The sequence below is a fragment of the Kitasatospora sp. NPDC023385 genome (assembly GCF_055664045.1).
In genome coordinates this window covers 37,665-53,475 of record NZ_JBVOOL010000026.1, presented here as the reverse complement: position 1 = coordinate 53,475, position 15,811 = coordinate 37,665, and the positions used below count along the sequence as shown (strand labels likewise).

At 73.9% G+C, this 15,811-nt stretch carries 16 protein-coding genes; 6 read left to right on the top strand and 10 right to left on the bottom strand.

Annotation, left to right across the window (positions count from 1 at the left end; genetic code table 11):
- Positions 1–97: 97 nt before the first annotated feature.
- The 4 genes from AC0B61_RS30115 to ssuE form a co-directional block, all read right to left on the bottom strand.
- Complete coding sequence (locus AC0B61_RS30115; RefSeq protein ID WP_471744531.1) at positions 98–1,138, bottom strand: glycosyltransferase family 2 protein; 1,041 nt, start codon at positions 1,136–1,138, stop codon at positions 98–100.
- Positions 1,139–1,298: 160 nt separating this feature from the next.
- Positions 1,299–3,320 (bottom strand): hypothetical protein, encoded by a 2,022-nt coding sequence (locus AC0B61_RS30110; RefSeq protein ID WP_471744529.1) that lies wholly within the window; start codon positions 3,318–3,320, stop codon positions 1,299–1,301.
- A 185-nt stretch (positions 3,321–3,505) separates the two neighbouring features.
- Positions 3,506–4,291 carry an ABC transporter ATP-binding protein gene (locus AC0B61_RS30105; protein WP_471744527.1) on the bottom strand — a complete coding sequence of 262 codons (786 nt, stop codon included), beginning with the start codon at positions 4,289–4,291 and terminating at the stop codon, positions 3,506–3,508.
- A gap of 271 nt (positions 4,292–4,562) precedes the next feature.
- On the bottom strand, positions 4,563–5,117 hold the full coding sequence (gene ssuE, locus AC0B61_RS30100) for an NADPH-dependent FMN reductase (RefSeq protein WP_471744525.1): 555 nt from the start codon (positions 5,115–5,117) through the stop codon (positions 4,563–4,565).
- 380 nt (positions 5,118–5,497) lie between these two features.
- On the opposite strand from ssuE, the gene AC0B61_RS30095 reads away from it, so the two are divergent.
- Positions 5,498–6,838, top strand: a complete 1,341-nt coding sequence (locus tag AC0B61_RS30095) for an LCP family protein (protein ID WP_471744523.1) — start codon at positions 5,498–5,500, stop codon at positions 6,836–6,838.
- A 53-nt stretch (positions 6,839–6,891) separates the two neighbouring features.
- Here the strand turns inward: AC0B61_RS30095 and AC0B61_RS30090 are convergent, their stop codons facing one another.
- Both AC0B61_RS30090 and AC0B61_RS30085 read right to left on the bottom strand, forming a co-directional pair.
- The gene (locus AC0B61_RS30090; protein WP_471744521.1) at positions 6,892–7,464 is read right to left on the bottom strand and encodes a hypothetical protein; all 573 of its coding nucleotides are present in this window, start codon (positions 7,462–7,464) and stop codon (positions 6,892–6,894) included.
- A gap of 282 nt (positions 7,465–7,746) precedes the next feature.
- Positions 7,747–8,241, bottom strand: a complete 495-nt coding sequence (locus AC0B61_RS30085; RefSeq protein WP_471744520.1) for a peptidylprolyl isomerase — start codon at positions 8,239–8,241, stop codon at positions 7,747–7,749.
- 224 nt (positions 8,242–8,465) lie between these two features.
- Here AC0B61_RS30085 and AC0B61_RS30080 point away from each other — a divergent pair, with 224 nt between their 5' ends.
- Positions 8,466–8,843 carry a MerR family transcriptional regulator gene (locus tag AC0B61_RS30080; protein WP_471744584.1) on the top strand — a complete coding sequence of 126 codons (378 nt, stop codon included), beginning with the start codon at positions 8,466–8,468 and terminating at the stop codon, positions 8,841–8,843.
- A 56-nt stretch (positions 8,844–8,899) separates the two neighbouring features.
- Here AC0B61_RS30080 and AC0B61_RS30075 read toward each other — a convergent pair whose 3' ends face one another.
- Positions 8,900–9,553 (bottom strand): class I SAM-dependent DNA methyltransferase, encoded by a 654-nt coding sequence (locus tag AC0B61_RS30075; protein WP_471744518.1) that lies wholly within the window; start codon positions 9,551–9,553, stop codon positions 8,900–8,902.
- 83 nt (positions 9,554–9,636) lie between these two features.
- Here AC0B61_RS30075 and AC0B61_RS30070 point away from each other — a divergent pair, with 83 nt between their 5' ends.
- A complete protein-coding gene (locus AC0B61_RS30070) occupies positions 9,637–10,236 on the top strand; it encodes an NAD(P)H-dependent oxidoreductase (protein ID WP_471744516.1) in 600 nt (199 codons plus the stop codon).
- A 58-nt stretch (positions 10,237–10,294) separates the two neighbouring features.
- Here AC0B61_RS30070 and AC0B61_RS30065 read toward each other — a convergent pair whose 3' ends face one another.
- Complete coding sequence (locus AC0B61_RS30065; RefSeq protein ID WP_471744514.1) at positions 10,295–10,762, bottom strand: GNAT family N-acetyltransferase; 468 nt, start codon at positions 10,760–10,762, stop codon at positions 10,295–10,297.
- Positions 10,763–10,901: 139 nt separating this feature from the next.
- Positions 10,902–11,768, bottom strand: coding sequence for an oxidoreductase (locus AC0B61_RS30060; RefSeq protein WP_471744512.1), 867 nt, complete (start codon positions 11,766–11,768; stop codon positions 10,902–10,904).
- Between the two features lie 409 nt (positions 11,769–12,177).
- Here AC0B61_RS30060 and AC0B61_RS30055 point away from each other — a divergent pair, with 409 nt between their 5' ends.
- The 3 genes from AC0B61_RS30055 to AC0B61_RS30045 all read left to right on the top strand — a co-directional run bounded on the left by AC0B61_RS30055 (position 12,178) and on the right by AC0B61_RS30045 (position 14,548).
- A complete protein-coding gene (locus tag AC0B61_RS30055; protein WP_471744510.1) occupies positions 12,178–13,515 on the top strand; it encodes a UDP-glucose dehydrogenase family protein in 1,338 nt (445 codons plus the stop codon).
- A gap of 141 nt (positions 13,516–13,656) precedes the next feature.
- Positions 13,657–14,091 carry a hypothetical protein gene (locus AC0B61_RS30050; RefSeq protein WP_471744508.1) on the top strand — a complete coding sequence of 145 codons (435 nt, stop codon included), beginning with the start codon at positions 13,657–13,659 and terminating at the stop codon, positions 14,089–14,091.
- Positions 14,092–14,134: 43 nt separating this feature from the next.
- On the top strand, positions 14,135–14,548 hold the full coding sequence (locus AC0B61_RS30045) for a CoA-binding protein (RefSeq protein WP_471744506.1): 414 nt from the start codon (positions 14,135–14,137) through the stop codon (positions 14,546–14,548).
- 29 nt (positions 14,549–14,577) lie between these two features.
- Here AC0B61_RS30045 and AC0B61_RS30040 read toward each other — a convergent pair whose 3' ends face one another.
- Complete coding sequence (locus AC0B61_RS30040) at positions 14,578–15,792, bottom strand: dipeptidase (protein WP_471744504.1); 1,215 nt, start codon at positions 15,790–15,792, stop codon at positions 14,578–14,580.
- Positions 15,793–15,811: the final 19 nt, after the last annotated feature.

The following is a 15,811-nucleotide window of genomic DNA, read 5'->3' as shown; positions in this document are numbered from 1 at the left end:
GGCGGCGCAGGCGGGCGGGAGCGGGCGAACGGACGACAGCGGGCGGGCGACGGCGGGCGGACGCGTCGGGCCGGCTCCGGGAGCACGGCCCCGCGCGTCAGCCCGTCTTCGAGAGCACGTCCTTCGGGGACGGGCCGATGCTGCCGATCACCCTGCGCGCCAGCGAGCGCGGCGAGGTGAGGAAGCCGAAGCCCCAGCTGAGGTGCATGGTCGCGAACGCCACCGGCAGCATCGCCCGCGCCTTGAACGACAGACCGCGGCCCTCGGCCACGGCGCCGCCGACGATGCCCAGCAGGTAGGCGGCGGGCACGGCGAGGAAGGCCGGGTGGACGGCGGCGCCGAGCACCAGCCCGAGGGTGACCGCCACCAGGGCGGTCGGCGGGGCGAGGTAGCGCAGGTTGACCGAGCCCCGGTGGTAGCGGGTGACCACCCGGCGCCAGCGGCCGTAGTCCTTGTACTGCTTGGCCAGCGCCCGCACCGAGGGCCGGGGCCGGTACGTCACCTTGAGCTGGGGGGTGAACCAGACCAGGCCGCCGTCCTGGCGGATCCGGTAGTTGAGCTCCCAGTCCTGGGCGCGGATGAACTCCTCGTTGTAGCCGCCGAGCTTCTCCAGCACCTCCCGCCGGAACACCCCGAGGTAGACGGTGTCCGCCGGTCCGGCCATGCCGCCGGTGTGGAAGGCCGCGTTGCCGACGCCGATCCTGGAGGTCATCGCGGCGGCGACCGCGTGCTCCCAGTCGGTCTCGCCCTCGGCGTGCATGATGCCGCCGACGTTGGCCGCCTCCATCTCGCCGAGCAGCCGGACCGCGGTCACGATGTAGCCGGGGGTCAGCAGGCCGTGGCCGTCCACGCGCACCACTATCGGGTGGCGGGAGCCCCGGATCGCGGCGTTCAGCCCGGCGGGCGTCCGGCCGGTGGGGTTGCCCACCGTCCGCACCCGCGGGTCCTCGGTCGCCAGCTCGGCCGCGATCTCATCGGTGCGGTCGGTCGACGGGCCGAGGGCGATCACCACCTCCATCGGGCCGGGGTACTCCTGGTCCAGGATGCGGCGGACCGCCGTGCGCAGGTGACGTTCCTCATTGAGCACCGGCATGATCACGGAAACAGCCGGCAGCTCCTCAGCAGCCTTGGTGTTCATCGGGGCCAACCGTACCGGTGCGGACGCGCCTCCGTCTCGTCCCGGTTCGGCCGCCGGAGCGCACCTCGCGGCCCTCCGGTGGCTCTGTGATCAAGAACACCGCCCCGCCCTGGTGGGGCGGGCCCGGCTCGGGTGGATCCGGTGTGGGTCCGGGGCGGATTCAGAGTGCGTAGTGGGCCACCGTGAACACCGCGTAGCCGAGCAGGGCGAGCCGGTTCACCAGGTGCTGCGGGCCGCCCAGCCGGTCCGGCAGGGCACGCGCCGGGCGCAGGTCGGGGCGGTGGGCGGCGGTGGCGACGGTCCGGGCCAGCGCCACCGGGTCGTACCGGTCGCCGAAGCGGCCGGCCAGCCAGACCGCCGGGCGGCTCGCGAAGGAGAACTCCCGGCCGCCGCGCAGCCGGATGGTGAGCAGGTTCCGGTGCACCGCCGCAGCGCTGATCTCCGCCCACCGGTAGCTGCGCAGGCGCAGCGCCGTGGCGACCCGCAGGCCGTCCCGGTCGGCCACCAGCTGCCAGGACAGCGTCTGGGCGCAGGCGAGGATCGCCATCGTGCCGATCCAGAGCGGGCGCAGCAGCCCCTCCCACCAGCCGTCGTCGCCGAGCAGCACGACGGCGCCGGCGACCAGCAGCGCCGCCGCCGGCCCGGCCGCCGCCCGCAGCGGCAGCGGCATCTCCCAGCGGCCGGCGGGCACCGGCTCGGTGTCCGGCCCCGCCTCGGGGGCGGCGGCCAGCGTCTCGGCGGTCAGCGCGGCGACGGCGAGCTCGCGCTCGCGGTAGAGCTCGGCGCGCCGGCCGAGCCGCGGGGCCCGGGCCGCGGGGGCGACCACGGCCGCCACCCAGTACGGATCGCCGTCCAACAGGCCGGGGCGGACGAGGAGTTGGCCGTCCGGGCCGTCGGGGCCGCGGTACAGCACGGCGGGCACGCTGCGGCCGGCGTGCACCAGCCAGGCGGCGGCCTCCGCGGGGGTCGCACGGTCCAGGAGCTCCTCGTCCGCCCCCTCGTCGTCCATGTCGTCCATGTCGTCCACGGCGTCCTCGTCGCACCGGAGCACCGGGTCGGGGTAGTCGACGCGCTCGTCGTCGGTCTCCAGGTGCTCGGGCACCCAGGCCGGCCCGTCCCCGTCGGGGGCGCCGTGGCGGGCCCAGCGGTAGCGCTCGCGCTCGACCAGGCGCCAGAGCCCGGGCCCGTCCGGCGGGCCGTCCAGCGGCTGGACCAGCAGGTCGCCGCGGGCGTCGGCGCGGACCCGGACGGCGAGCGCGGGGGCGTGGCCCTCGAAGGCGGGCCGGGTGCGGCGGACGCCCGCCGCGGCGGCCGAGCCCAGCAGGATCAGGCCGGGCAGGGCGAGCAGGCCGCCGAAGGTCAGCTGGCCGGAGACGTCGTACTCGTCGCCCAGGGCGCGCACGGAGTCGCCGTCGACCAGCAGCGGGACGCGCTCGCCGGGCTGCGGCCGCCGCTGCCACCAGAGGTCCAGGGCGGCGGTGCGCTCGGGGCCGCCGCCGGGCGGCTGGAAGCGGACGGTCAGCGCGCCGCCGCGGTCGGTCGCGCCGGCGGTGCCGGTCACCCGGGTGGCCCGCTCGGCGGCGGACGCGGTCTGGGCCTGCGCCCAGAGCCCGTACAGCGGGAAGGCCGCGGCGACGGTGAGCAGCAGGGCGCCGAGGGCGCGGCGCAGCACGGGCGGGCCGTCGCGAAGGACGGGCGCGGGCGCTCCGGCGGCCGTCCACGGGAAGGGGGCGGGCGGGGCCATCAGCTCGTCCAGTTGCTGGCGGGCCCGGCGGCGGCCGGCCTCGGCGCCCAGCAGCACGGCGGTGAGCAGCAGGTGGAGCAGGACGGCCGACCAGCGGGCGAGCGGGGTGACCAGCCCGTCCGGGAGGTACCAGAGCAGGGCCAGGACCACGGGCGGGACCAGCGCCCGGACCCGCACCCGGGCGGCCAGCAGGACCACCTCGGCCAGCGCCGCCCAGCCGGCCAGCGACGAACCCCAGGTGTCGTGGCAGATGCCCTGCGCGTTGCACCGGCCGGCGGCGGGCTCCACGGCGGTCGCCAGGACCGCGAACGCCACCGGGGCGAGGGCGAGCCAGCGGCTGTCCAGCCGCCAGGCCGTACGGGCGGCGCGCCAGCGGGCGGCGGCCGCGGTGGTGAGGGGCGCGGCGCTGGGCAGGGGCGGGGCGTCCGAGGGGAACATCGGACGATCATCCCAGCCCTCCGTGGGCTGGACGGGGGGCAGGGGAGCCCCGGTCCCGCACGGGGCGCGCGACGCCGTAGGGGGCCGGGTGCGCACAGCACCCCGGCCCCCCTTGCCCCCCGCTCCCCCGATCACCGGCCCGACGCCCCCCGGCGCCGGGTCGGTCCGCGCGGTCGTTCCGTCGCTCAGCTGGTCCGCTTGCCGTCGAAACGGCGCATGCGTTCGAGGACCGAGTCGGCGGTCGGGGCGTGCATCTCGTCGACGATCACGCCGTCGGCGAGGAAGAGCACGCGGTCCGCGTAGCCGGCGGCGACCGGGTCGTGGGTCACCATCACCACCGTCTGGCCCAGTTCGTCCACCGAGCGGCGCAGGAACGTGAGCACCTCGGCGCCGGCCCGGGAGTCCAGGTTCCCGGTGGGCTCGTCACCGAAGATGATCTCGGGGCGGGCGGCCAGCGCCCGGGCCACCGCGACGCGCTGCTGCTGGCCGCCGGAGAGCTGGGCCGGGCGGTGCTTGAGCCGGTCGGCCAGGCCGACGGTCTCCACCACCTGGTCCAGCCAGGCCTGGTCGGGCGTGCGGCCCGCGATGTCCATCGGCAGCGTGATGTTCTCCAGCGCGGTCAGGGTCGGCAGCAGGTTGAACGCCTGGAAGACGAAGCCGATCCGGTCCCGGCGCAGTCTGGTCAGCTGCTTGTCCCTGAGGCCGGTGATCTCGGTGTCGCCGATCCGGATCCGCCCGGCGCTGACCGTGTCGAGCCCGGCCAGGCAGTGCATCAGGGTCGACTTGCCGGAGCCCGAGGGGCCCATGATCGCGGTGAACCGGCCGCGCTGGATGTCGACGTCGACCGCGTCGAGCGCGGTGACCCTGGTCTCGCCCGAGCCGTACGCCTTGGTGACCTGACGGGCCGAAGCCGCGACGGCGGAGGCTCCGCCGGGAAGCTGGGGTTCGTACACGGCTGCGGCCGTCGTCACTGGAGTCTCCTAAGGAAGATGCCCACCCGTCGGCCCCCGGCCTCGCGGGGCCCATCCCGGTGGGCCTGGCCACCGGACCCGACGGAACCGGGGCCGCTTCCTGACGGGTGGGGATGCGTGAACCACGTTAGGAGTGGACGGCGGACGGCTCGTCATCCGCCGGAATGAAGCCGCTCAACCAGGGTTCTACGGGGTGCGACGCGTCTTCCCCTAGGGGTCGGCCGCGGCCCGCCTCGGGGATGTCCGCGCACGGGCCGCGACGCCGATGCCCTCAGCCGGTCAGTGCCGGTGCGGACAGCCGTTCCAGCGCGGTGGCGAAGCCCTCCACGACCGGGGACAGCAGGGTTTCGGTGCCGCTCTCCAGCACGGTCGTGCCGTCCTCCCGGGCGGTCACGTGACGGTCGAGCACGAACCAGCCCTGGGTGATGTGGCCGGCGCCCATCGAGCTGAGCACCGGGCGCAGCGCGTAGTCCACCGCGAGGACGTGCGCGGGCGAGCCGCCGGTGGCCAGCGGCAGGACGACCTTGTCCGCGAGCGCGTACTGCGGGAGCACGTCCAGCAGGGCCTTGAGCAGGCCCGAGTAGGCGGCCTTGTAGACGGGGGTGCCGATGACGACGCCGTCGGCCTGGGCGAACAGCTCGGTGACGGCGACGATCCCCGGGTGGTCGAAGTCGCCCGACAGCAGTGCGTGCGCGGGCAGGCTGCGGGCCTCGAAGGGGACGACGTGGTGGCCGCGCTCCGCCAGCCGCGCGTCGACGTGGCGCAGCAGGCGGGTGGTGCGGGAGGTCGCGGACGGGGAGCCGGAAACGGACAGGACGACGGCCATGGGTTCACCTCTGGCTGGAAGCGGGGCGGCGCTGCACAGCGCGGGGAGCGCTGCGGTGGGGGTTGCCGGGGCCCGGCAGGGGCGCGACGTCCGGGGACGTGCGGGGATCCGACGGGCGCGCGTCAGCCGCGACAGAGCGAACAGGCCACACCACGCCGCAGGTCGACGTGCCGCCGACGCGTGAGTGCCCAACGCTGATCCATGCCTGGAATGCAAACACGCTGTGTTCGAGCCGGTCAAGAAACGTTTCGGCCGCCGGAACGCGGGATGTCCGGACGTTACGGCGGAACGATCCGGTGCGTGCATCAAAACTGCTACAAGAGGCCTGGTGAAGCCCCCGGGGGGAGTCAGCACGACCGGGGTCGGGCATCCTCGACGGCATGAACACGTGGCAGGAAGGCCGCCCGGGGGGCGGCGGGAACCCGTACGGCGGAGGCGGCGGAGGCGGCGCGGCGGGCGAGCCGCCGCTGCCGGCCTCGCTGAACCCGCGTGGGGCCGGGGCGGCCACGCCGCAGCAGCCGGGACAGCCGGGTCCGTCCCGGCTCGGCGGCGTCCCGCAGCAGGGGGCCGGCGCGCCCGGCGTCCGCCCCGGCGGCCCTGGCGGCCCCAGTGGCCCCAGTGGCCCCGCGGGTCCGGGCGGCCCCGGCGGTCCGGGCGGTTCCGGTGGTCCCGGTGGTTCCGGTGGTCCCGGTGGTCTGGGCGACGCCCGGCCGGCCCGCCCGCAGGCCAGGCGCTGGCCCCGGCGGCGGATCGTCAAGTGGTCGGTCTTCGGGCTGCTGATCGCCGTCATGGTGACCGCCGTCTCCACCTGGTTCTGGGCGGACTCCAAGCTCAACCACGAGAACGTGCTCGCCGACTACCCCGGCCGGCCGGCCGCGGGCAAGGGCACCAACTGGCTGATCGTCGGCTCCGACAGCCGCCAGGGCCTCACCGACTCCGAACAGGACGACCTGCACACCGGGCACGACACCGAGGGCAAGCGCAGCGACTCGATGATGATCCTGCACGTCGGGGACAACGGGAACACCCTGATGAGCATCCCGCGCGACTCCTGGGTGCCGATCCCCGAGCACGCCGGCAGCAACGGCAAGCCGGTCAAGGGCACCACCGCGAAGATCAACTCGGCCTTCGGCGCCGGCGGCGGACGCCTGCTCGTCCAGACCGTCGAGCTCAACACCGGCATCCGCATCGACCACTACGCCGAGATCGGCTTCGCCGGCTTCGTCGGCATCGTCGACTCCATCGGCGGCGTCGAGATGAAGATCGACCAGCCCGTCAAGGACAAGGACTCCGGCCTCGACCTCCAGGCCGGCGACCAGACCCTCACCGGCAAGCAGGCCCTGGCGTTCGTCCGCCAGCGCCACCAGATGGCCGACCAGGACCTCGGCCGGATGCGCAACCAGCAGAAGTTCCTCGGCGCCCTCGCCCACCAGGCCGCCTCCCCGGGCAACCTGCTCGACCCGTTCACCTTCTACCCGCTCGTCGACTCCGCGCTCGGCACCCTGATCGTGGACGACGACTGCGGACTGACCGACCTCGGCTCGCTCTTCCTCGCCATGAAGGACGTCAACGGCGGCAGCGGCAAGTCGCTGACCGTGCCGATCGGCAACCCCGACTACCGGACCAAGACCGGCGAATCCGCGGTGCTGTGGGACGGCAACAAGGCCAAGCAGCTCTTCGACGCCTTCAAGAACGACACCGCGGTGCCCGACATCAAGTGACCGGCAGACGCGACTGATCCGCAGACGCGAGCGTCGGGCCGGTCGGTTTCGGGCTACCCCGCGTCGGCCTGGCCGGCGGACGGCAGCAGGCCCGTACCGCACTCCGGGAAGCGGACCAGCCACTCCCCCTCGCCGTCCCCGGCCTCGGTGGCGCCCGAGTAGCCGTAGTGGATCGGCTGCCGGTCGCCGCCCAGCCAGCGGGCGTGCGCCAGCTGCACCGACAGGGCGGCCGGGCGGTGCGGGGCGGCCTGTTCCAACACGAGTTCGTGCTCGGTCTCGCCGGGCAGGAAGGTCACCACGGTCTCCGTGCCCAGGCGGCGGGAGAAGGCGCGGACGCCGTCCCCCCAGGAGGCGGCGACCGTCACGGCGAGCGTGCCGTCCACACTGCCGGTGTCCGGCCGGACGTACTCCTCGTCGCCCACCCAGCGGGCGTGGTGGCGGACCTCCTCCCCGCCCCACCGCTCGTCCCAGCGCACCCAGTAGCCCGCCACCCGCTTGACGGTCATGCCCTCGCGGACGACGCGGACCGCGAACCGCGCCGGGCCGACCGGCTCGCAGGAGTCCAGGGAGACCACCGTCACCTGCTCGTACGTCACCTCGCCGTCGTCGGCACTCTGCTCGATCATCGGTGAACCACCTTGCCGGAAAGTCGAGTCGGACCGCGGCTTCGGCCGCGTCCGTGGAGAGCCTAGGGCGGGGTCGGCGAGGTGCGGGGTGATTGCGCGCTTCCGGTCCGGACGATCGCCCGCCCGGCTACCCTGCCCCTCCCGCGACCAGTCGCCCGGTACGGGTGCCGTCGGGGGCGGTGCCGATGAGCCGGCCGCCGGAAATGCCACCGCCCCGGAGCAGGAAGTCGGCCGGGCCGACTCTCCACTCCGGGGCGGTACGCGTGCCAGGGGCAGCGGCGACTACTCCACCACGCCGGACTTGGCGATGCTGATCTTGGCCGAGGTGCGGCCGCTCTGCGAGCCGAGCGACTCGACCTTCTTCACCACGTCCATGCCCTCGACGACCTCGCCGAAGACGACGTGCTTGCCGTCCAGCCAGTCGGTGACGACCGTGGTGATGAAGAACTGCGAGCCGTTGGTGTTGCGGCCGGCGTTCGCCATCGAGAGCAGACCCGGGCGGTCGTGCTTGAGCTGGAAGTTCTCGTCCGCGAACTTCTCGCCGTAGATGCTCTTGCCGCCGGTGCCGTTGTGGTTGGTGAAGTCACCACCCTGCAGCATGAAGGACGGGATCACGCGGTGGAAGCCGGAGCCCTCGAAGCCGAAGCCGTTCTGGCCGGTGGCCAGCTCGCGGAAGTTGCGGGCGGTCTTCGGGACGACCTCGTCGTACAGCTTGAAGACGATCCGGCCGGCCGGCTCGTCGTTGATCGTGATGTCGAAGAAAACGTTGGAAGCCATGCAGGGATCATGGCATGAGCGGCAGGGCCCCGCGCGTCGCCCCCGGCCGGGCGCGGCCGCGCGTCGCTGTGTTACCCGACCCGTGCATCGCCATGCCGGAACCGTGGAAACTAGCATCGACGGCGGGTTCGAGGCCCGGGCCGCGACGCCGGTCCCGGACCGGGTGGACGGGTGAACGCGTGAACGGGGTAGACGGGGTGGACGGGGTGGACGGGGTGGACCGCATGCGGATCGGCGAACTGGCCCGGCGGACGGGCGTGAGCGAGCGCTCGCTGCGCTACTACGAGCAGCAGGGACTGCTGGTCGCCCGCCGCACCGAGGGCGGCCACCGGGAGTACCCGGAAGCGGCGGTCGACCGCGTCGTGCACATCCAGGAGCTGTTCGCGGCCGGACTGCACAGCCGCACCATCTACAAGATCCTCCCCTGCATGCGGGACTCCGACGGCAGCCCCAGCGAGGTCGCGACCCCCCTGCTGGTCGAGGAACTCACCGCCGAGCGCGAGCGGATCGACCGGATGATCGACGACCTGCTGCGCTCGCGCGAGGTGCTGGACGAGGTGATCGCGACCGCCTCCGGGGAGCCGTCGTCCGAGGCCGCGTAGGGGTACGGGCGCCGGGCCCGGACCGCCGGGGTGCCAGCCTTCCAGCCATCCGGGGCTCAGGCCTTCGGCTTGCGGGCCAGCACGTACGCCTGCGGGGTCTTCTCCTCGCCGTCCGGCTCACGGACCGTACGGCTGGTCACCGGCAGGCCGGCCGCGCGGGCCAACTCCTCGACGCGCTCCGGCCGCAGCCGGCGGAAGTCCAGCGCGACCTGGTGGCCGAACGCCTCCTCCAGGCGCAGGGGCTCGTCGCCGACCTGGAAGGCGAGCAGCAGGTAGCCGCCCGGGGCGAGCACCCGCGCGAACTCGGCGAACACCTCCGGAAGGCGCTCCGCCGGGGTGTGGATGATCGAGTACCAGGCCACCACGCCGGTCAACCCGCCGTCCTGGAACGGGAGGTCGAAGAGCGAGCCGACGCTGAACGGCACCTCCGGGCAGGCCGCCCGAGCCAGCTCGATCATCCGCGGCGAGAGGTCGATCCCGCACACGTCCAGCCCGAGCCGGTGCAGGTGTCCGGTCACCCGGCCGGGGCCGCAGCCGAGTTCGGCCGTTCTGGCGTCCGCGCGCTCGGCCCGGACCAGGTCGGCGAAGAGCGCCAGGATCGCCCGGTCCGTCGGCATGGTGTCCATCGCGTCCCGGAAGCGGTCGCTGTACTCGGTGGCGATGGTGTCGTAGAACGCCCTGGTGGTGGTGAGGAATTCCGGCTCGGTCATGGTCCGGCACCCTACCCGGGCCCCGGCCCGGCCTCCCCGGGTCGTAGCATCGCCAACGCCAACCAGCCGAAGGGGAACGGACCATGAGCGGCACGATCGGGGTCTACCTGGCGCATCCGCGACCGGGCAGCTTCAACCACGCGCTGTACGAAGCCGTGGTGGACGAACTGCGGGGGCGCGGCTGCGAGGTACGGGCGCACGACCTCTACGCGGAGGGCTTCAGTCCGCTGCTGACCGCCGGGGAAACCGGCACGGTGGCCGCGGCAGGCCAGTCCGCCGACCCCCAACTCGCCCTGCACCGCGCCGAGGTGGCCACCCTGGACGGGCTCGTGCTGATCCACCCCAACTGGTGGGGCATGCCGCCCGCCGTCCTGGCCGGCTGGGTGCAGCGGGTGCTGGTCCCCGGCGTCGCGTACAAGCTGGGTACGGCCGACGGCGAACCGGCCGGGCTGCTCCGGGCCGGGCGGGCCCTGGTGCTGAACACCTCGGACACCCCCGAGGCCCGGGAGCGCGAGGAGTTCCAGGACCCGCTGGAGCGGATCTGGGCGGCCTGCGTGCTGCCGTACGTCGGCGTCACCGACGTACGGCGGACGGTGTTCCGCACGGTCACCGACGCCTCCGCCGCCGAGCGCGCCGAGTGGCTGCGCCAGGCGCGGGAGCAGGCGGCGGCGCTGATCGGCTGACCGCCCGGGCTCCGGCCTCCGGGACGCCAGGGCTCCAGGGCTCCACGGATTGCCGGGTCTACAGCTCCAGCTCCGCCACGGTCTGGTCGCCGCTCAGCTCGCCGGTCGGGCGGAAGCCCAGGCGTGCGTAGAACTCCGCCGGGCCGTCCGGGCCGGGGACGTAGGTGACCGTGGCGCGGGTGCCGCCCCGGCGGCGGATCTCCGCGCAGACCTGCTCGACGGCGAAGCGGCCGTAGCCCCCGCCCTGGCGCCCGGCGTCGATCAGCAGGCGCCAGAGGCCGGAGCGGGGCCGGTCGTCGGGCCGCTCCGGGCGGAAGCGGATGTCGAAGAAGGCCATCACGAAGCCGACCGGCCGCTCGCCGTCCAGAATCAGTCGGGGCCAGGCCGTCTCCCCGTGCGCGTAGGCCTCGGCCAGCGACTTCACCACCGGCGCGACCAGGCCCTCCTGGTCGGGACGCACCCGCAGGGCGAGGGCGGCGTCGAGGTTCTCGGGGGTGATGGCGGCCAGGCTGAGCTCGGAGGACATGGCGGGCAGCCTACGGAGCGCCGCTGCCCGCCGTCGTCCGGTTTTCCCGGGCCGGGGCCACCCTCAGGCCCGGGGCCGTCCTGAGACCAGGGGACGGCCCCAGGCCCAGGACGCTCTCAGGCCCCGGGGCGGCCTGCCGTCAGGCCCCGGCCGGGAAGTCGGTGCCGCGGCCGACCGCCGCCCAGGTCTCCGCCTCCTGCCGCGCACCGTCGAGGGTGGCCAGGACGGCGTCCACGGCGTCGCTGCCGAGCGCGAGCCGCAGCGGGGTCCGCTCGGCGTCCAGGGCGGCGAGGATCGCCGCTGCTGCCCTCGCCGGGTCGCCGGGCTGCTTGCCGTCGCTGTCCGGCAGGCCGGTGCGGACCGGGCCGACCACCGGCTCGTACGCGTCGATCGGGGTGGCGTGGGCGAGCGCGCCGCCGCCCGCGAAGCCGGTCCGGAACGCGCCCGGTTCGACGATCAGCACCTTGATCCCGAACCCGGCGACCTCCTGGGCCAGCGCCTCGGACAGCCCCTCCAGCGCGAACTTGGTGGCCGAGTAGGCGCCCACGCCGGGGAAGGTGAACCGGCCGCCCATGCTGCTCATCTGCACCACCGCACCCGAGCCCTGCGCCCGCATGTGCGGCAGCACGGCCCGGACGAGGGCGGCCGGACCGAAGAAGTGCAGGTCCATCAGGTCCCGCAACTCGCCGTCGGTGTACTCCTCGACGGCGCCGACCAGGCCGCGGCCGGCGTTGTTCACCAGGACGTCGATCCGCCCGTGCCGCTGCACGGTCTCGGCGACCACGGCGGCCGCCCGCTCCTGGTCGGTCACGTCCAGCCCGACCGGGAACAGCCGCCCGGGGTGCGCGGCGGCCGACTCCGCCAGCGTCTCGGGGCGCCGGGCGGCCGCGACGACGGTGTCGCCGGCGGCCAGGGCGGCCTCGGCGATCGCCTGGCCGAAGCCGGAGTTGGCGCCGGTGATCAGCCAGACCTTGCCGGCGGGGTGCTGCTCGGGTGTGCTGCCCATGATCCGTGATCTCCCGTGATCGTCTTGCTGCGCGGGGAAGTTGACGATCATTTATGTCATCGGACGGGCGGATCCGTCCAGGATGTTTCGGTGCCGGACGACGAACGGCCCCCGGCGCGGGGGTCGCGGCCGGGGGCCGGGTGCGGTCCAACGTCTTCATCGCCGTCGCGAAACCCGTATCCTCCGCACCGATCATCCGGTCGGACCGAACCGGCCGGCCCGAACCGTTCCGATCGATCCGGTCCGTTTGATGCCGGACCCGCGGTTAACTACCGTTCAGTAGAAATCCTGGGTCGCCCACCTGCGAGTGCCCAGCGGGCCGGGCGCGCGGGTGATCCCTGCACGCCGGCGCGGGGCGGATAGCATCGGGGACGTCCGTACCGGTCGAGTCCGCATCCAGGGAGCACCCGTGACCCTCCGCATCTCCGTGATCGGCACCGGTTACCTCGGCGCCACACATGCCGCGGCGATGGCCGAATTCGGCTTCGAGGTGCTGGGCCTGGACATCGACCCCGACAAGATCGCCATGCTCACCGCCGGCCGCGTCCCGATGTACGAGCCGGGGCTGTCCGAGCTGCTGCTCAAGCACGTGGCCGGGCACGAGGGCTCCACCGGGCGGCTGCGCTTCACCACCTCCGTCCAGGAGGCCGCCGAGTTCGGCGACGTGCACTTCGTCTGTGTCAACACTCCGCAGCGCAAGGGCGAGTTCGCCGCCGACATGTCGTACGTCGACACCGCGATCGACGACCTCGCGCCGTACCTGACCCGGCCTGTCCTGGTGGTCGGCAAGTCCACCGTCCCGGTCGGCTCGGCGGGGCGGCTGGCCGAGCGGCTGGCCGCGCTGGCGCCGGTCGGCGCGGGCGCCGAGCTCGCCTGGAACCCGGAGTTCCTGCGCGAGGGCTTCGCCGTCCAGGACACCCTGCGGCCGGACCGGATCGTGGTCGGCACGCAGAGCGAGCGGTCCGAGCGGCTGTTGCGCGAGGTGTACGCCGAGCCGATCGCGGCCGGGGTGCCGTTCATGGTCACCGACTACGCGACCGCCGAACTGGTCAAGGCGGCCGCCAACTCCTTCCTCGCCACGAAGATCTCGTTCATCAACGCGATGGCCGAGGTCTGCGAGGCGGCCGGCGCGGACGTCACCCAGCTCAGCAAGGCGCTGGCCTACGACGAGCGGATCGGCGGCAGGTTCCTCAACTCCGGGCTCGGCTTCGGCGGCGGCTGCCTGCCCAAGGACATCCGCGCGTTCATGGCCCGGGCCGGCGAACTCGGCGCCGACCAGGCACTGACCTTCCTGCGCGAGGTCGACTCGATCAACATGCGCCGCCGCTCCCGGATGGTGGAGCTGGCCCGCGAGCAGTGCGACGGCGGCTTCCTGGGCCGCCGGGTCGCCGTCCTGGGCGCCGCGTTCAAGCCCAACTCGGACGACATCCGGGACTCCCCCGCCCTCAACGTCGCCGCGCAGATCCAGCTGCAGGGCGCCCAGGTGACCGTCTACGACCCGAAGGCCGTGGACAACGCCCGCAAGATGTTCCCCTCGCTCACCTACGCCGGCTCCGCCCTGGAGGCCGCCGAGGGCGCCCACGTCGTCCTCCACCTCACCGAGTGGGCCGAGTTCCGCGAGCTGGACCCGGCCGAACTCGGCGCCGTGGTCGCCGAACGCCGCCTCCTCGACGGCCGCAACGTCCTGGACGCCGACGCCTGGCGCGCCGCCGGCTGGACCTACCGGGCCCTCGGCCGCCCCAGCTGACCTCCCCCCTCTTCACGCACCGCCCCCAGGACTCCCCTGGGGGCGTACGGTTTTCCGGGGCGGGGCGACAGTATTTGAACACGTTCAGACCCCGTGCGAGGATCGGGCCTCGCGACGCTCGCGGAGACCGGGGGATTCGTCATGCGCAAACGGTTCACGTGGCTGATCGGCACCGCGGCGGCCGCCGCCGTCCTCTCGCCCCTCGCCTACGCGGGCTGGGCGCTGAGCACCTGGGACGGCAGCCCCTCCGGCGTCGGCTGCTCGGAGGTGATGGCGTTCGCGGGCGGGTCACTGCCAGCGCAGGCCACCGAGCCCGCCTGCCGGGACAACGGCGGCTGGCAGGACCGCGGCTACACGGCCGAGTTCACGATGCCCCGGGCCGAACTTGCCCAGCGCCTGGCCGCCGCCTTCCCCCGGGTACGGCTGGACCGCGATGGGGCCGACGGCCTGGACTTCGGCAACGGACACGAGACGAACGCGGCGCGCCCGGGCGGACAGGCCACGGTCCTCCACCTGAGGGCCACCTACACCGGCGACAGGACGGCCCGGGTCGCCCTCGAAGCCTCCGACGTCTGATCCCGCCCGGAATCCCGGGGCCGTACGCGTCGTTGGTACCGGCATGACGAGCTACGGCGACGACGCGACGGTCCGCGAGATCCTCACCGCCACCGGGGACACCTGGGCGGTGGTCGGCCTGTCCACCAACACCGCCAGGGCCGCCTACGGCGTGGCCCGGGTCCTGCAGCGCTACGGCAAGCGCGTCGTCCCCGTGCACCCGAAGGCCGAGACGGTCCTGGGCGAGCAGGGCTACGCCTCGCTCGCCGAAGTCCCGTTCCCGGTCGATGTGGTGGATGTGTTCGTGAACAGTGCGCTCGCCGGGGAGGTGGCGGACCAGGCGGTGGCGATCGGGGCGAAGGCGGTCTGGTTCCAGCTCGGCGTGGTGGACGAGGCCGCGTACCAGCGGACCCGGGAGGCCGGGCTGGCCATGGTGATGAACAGGTGCCCGGCCATCGAGATCCCGCTGCTGGCGTAGGGCCCCCGGAGTTCCCGCCGTTCAGAGGCTCACGAGTTGCCGCCGTCCAGCTGGGCGATGGTGGCGATGGACGGGCGGCGGCCGGCGCGCAGCGTGGCGGCCGCCGATTCGGCGTCGCGCAGGACGCGGACGGCGTTGTGCCAGGTGAGCTTGGCCAGGTCGGTCTCGGACCAGTGGCGCCGCAGGAGTTCGGCGACCAGGTTGGGGTAGCCGGCCACCGAGTCGAGGCCGTCGGGCAGGAAGGCGGTGCCGTCGAAGTCGCCGCCGATGCCGATGTGGTCGACGCCGGCGACTTCGCGCATGTGGTCGAGGTGGTCGGCGACGGTGGCCGGGGTGGCGATCGGGCGCGGGTGGGCGGCTTCGAAGGCGCGCTGGCGTTCCATGGCCGGCGGGGTGGTGTCGAGCGGGTGGAAGCCGTGGGCGCGCATGTTCTCGTCGGCGGCCAGCGTCCAGTCGATGGCGGCAGGCAGGATGAACTTGGGGACGAAGGTGGCCATCGCCACGCCGCCGTTGGCGGGCAGTTGGGCGAGCACGTCGTCCGGGATGTTGCGCGGGTGGTCGCAGACGGCGCGGGCGGAGGAGTGCGAGAAGATGACCGGCGCCTCGGTGACCCGCAGGGCGTCCCGCATGGTGTCGGCGGAGACGTGCGAGAGGTCGACCAGCATGCCGAGCCGGTTCATCTCGCGGACGACCTCCTCGCCGAACCGGGTCAGCCCGCCGGCGGCCGGTTCGTCGGTCGCGGAGTCGGCCCACGGCACGTTGTCGTTGTGGGTGAGCGTCAGGTACCGCACGCCGAGTTCGTACAGGGCCCGCAGGGTGGCCAGCGAGCAGTCGATGGAGTGGCCGCCCTCGGCGCCCATCAGGGAGGCGATCCGGCCCTCCGCGCGGGCGGCCTCGATGTCCGCGGCGGTACGGGCCAGGCGGAGCCGGTCGGGGTAGCGCTCGACCAGGGCGTGGACGAAGTCGATCTGTTCCAGGGTGGCGCTGACCGCGTGGTCGCCGGCCAGGGAGGAGGGGACGTAGACCGACCAGAACTGCGCACCGACCCCGCCTTCCGCGAGCCGGGCGAGGTCGGTGTGCAGGCGGTCGCTCTGGTCGGCGGCGAGGTCGAGCGCGCCGAGGTCGTACCCGGCCTGCTCGCGCATCGCCCAGGGCAGGTCGTTGTGCCCGTCCACCACGGGGGTGGTACGCAGCAGGGCGCGGGCGCGGTCCAGCGGGGTGGGGGAGTCCGTCCGAGAAGTCATACGGGCTGTTCTACCCCAC

Excerpts from the sequence above, each read along its gene's own strand:
- AC0B61_RS30115 (WP_471744531.1), bottom strand. The coding sequence starts at position 1,138 with ATGAACACCAAGGCTGCTGAGGAGCTGCCGGCTGTTTCCGTGATCATG.
- AC0B61_RS30110 (WP_471744529.1), bottom strand. The coding sequence starts at position 3,320 with ATGTTCCCCTCGGACGCCCCGCCCCTGCCCAGCGCCGCGCCCCTCACC.
- ssuE (WP_471744525.1), bottom strand. The coding sequence starts at position 5,117 with ATGGCCGTCGTCCTGTCCGTTTCCGGCTCCCCGTCCGCGACCTCCCGC.
- AC0B61_RS30095 (WP_471744523.1), top strand. The coding sequence starts at position 5,498 with ATGAACACGTGGCAGGAAGGCCGCCCGGGGGGCGGCGGGAACCCGTAC.
- AC0B61_RS30090 (WP_471744521.1), bottom strand. The coding sequence starts at position 7,464 with ATGATCGAGCAGAGTGCCGACGACGGCGAGGTGACGTACGAGCAGGTG.
- AC0B61_RS30085 (WP_471744520.1), bottom strand. The coding sequence starts at position 8,241 with ATGGCTTCCAACGTTTTCTTCGACATCACGATCAACGACGAGCCGGCC.
- AC0B61_RS30080 (WP_471744584.1), top strand. The coding sequence starts at position 8,466 with ATGCGGATCGGCGAACTGGCCCGGCGGACGGGCGTGAGCGAGCGCTCG.
- AC0B61_RS30075 (WP_471744518.1), bottom strand. The coding sequence starts at position 9,553 with ATGACCGAGCCGGAATTCCTCACCACCACCAGGGCGTTCTACGACACC.
- AC0B61_RS30070 (WP_471744516.1), top strand. The coding sequence starts at position 9,637 with ATGAGCGGCACGATCGGGGTCTACCTGGCGCATCCGCGACCGGGCAGC.
- AC0B61_RS30065 (WP_471744514.1), bottom strand. The coding sequence starts at position 10,762 with ATGTCCTCCGAGCTCAGCCTGGCCGCCATCACCCCCGAGAACCTCGAC.
- AC0B61_RS30060 (WP_471744512.1), bottom strand. The coding sequence starts at position 11,768 with ATGGGCAGCACACCCGAGCAGCACCCCGCCGGCAAGGTCTGGCTGATC.
- AC0B61_RS30050 (WP_471744508.1), top strand. The coding sequence starts at position 13,657 with ATGCGCAAACGGTTCACGTGGCTGATCGGCACCGCGGCGGCCGCCGCC.
- AC0B61_RS30045 (WP_471744506.1), top strand. The coding sequence starts at position 14,135 with ATGACGAGCTACGGCGACGACGCGACGGTCCGCGAGATCCTCACCGCC.
- AC0B61_RS30040 (WP_471744504.1), bottom strand. The coding sequence starts at position 15,792 with ATGACTTCTCGGACGGACTCCCCCACCCCGCTGGACCGCGCCCGCGCC.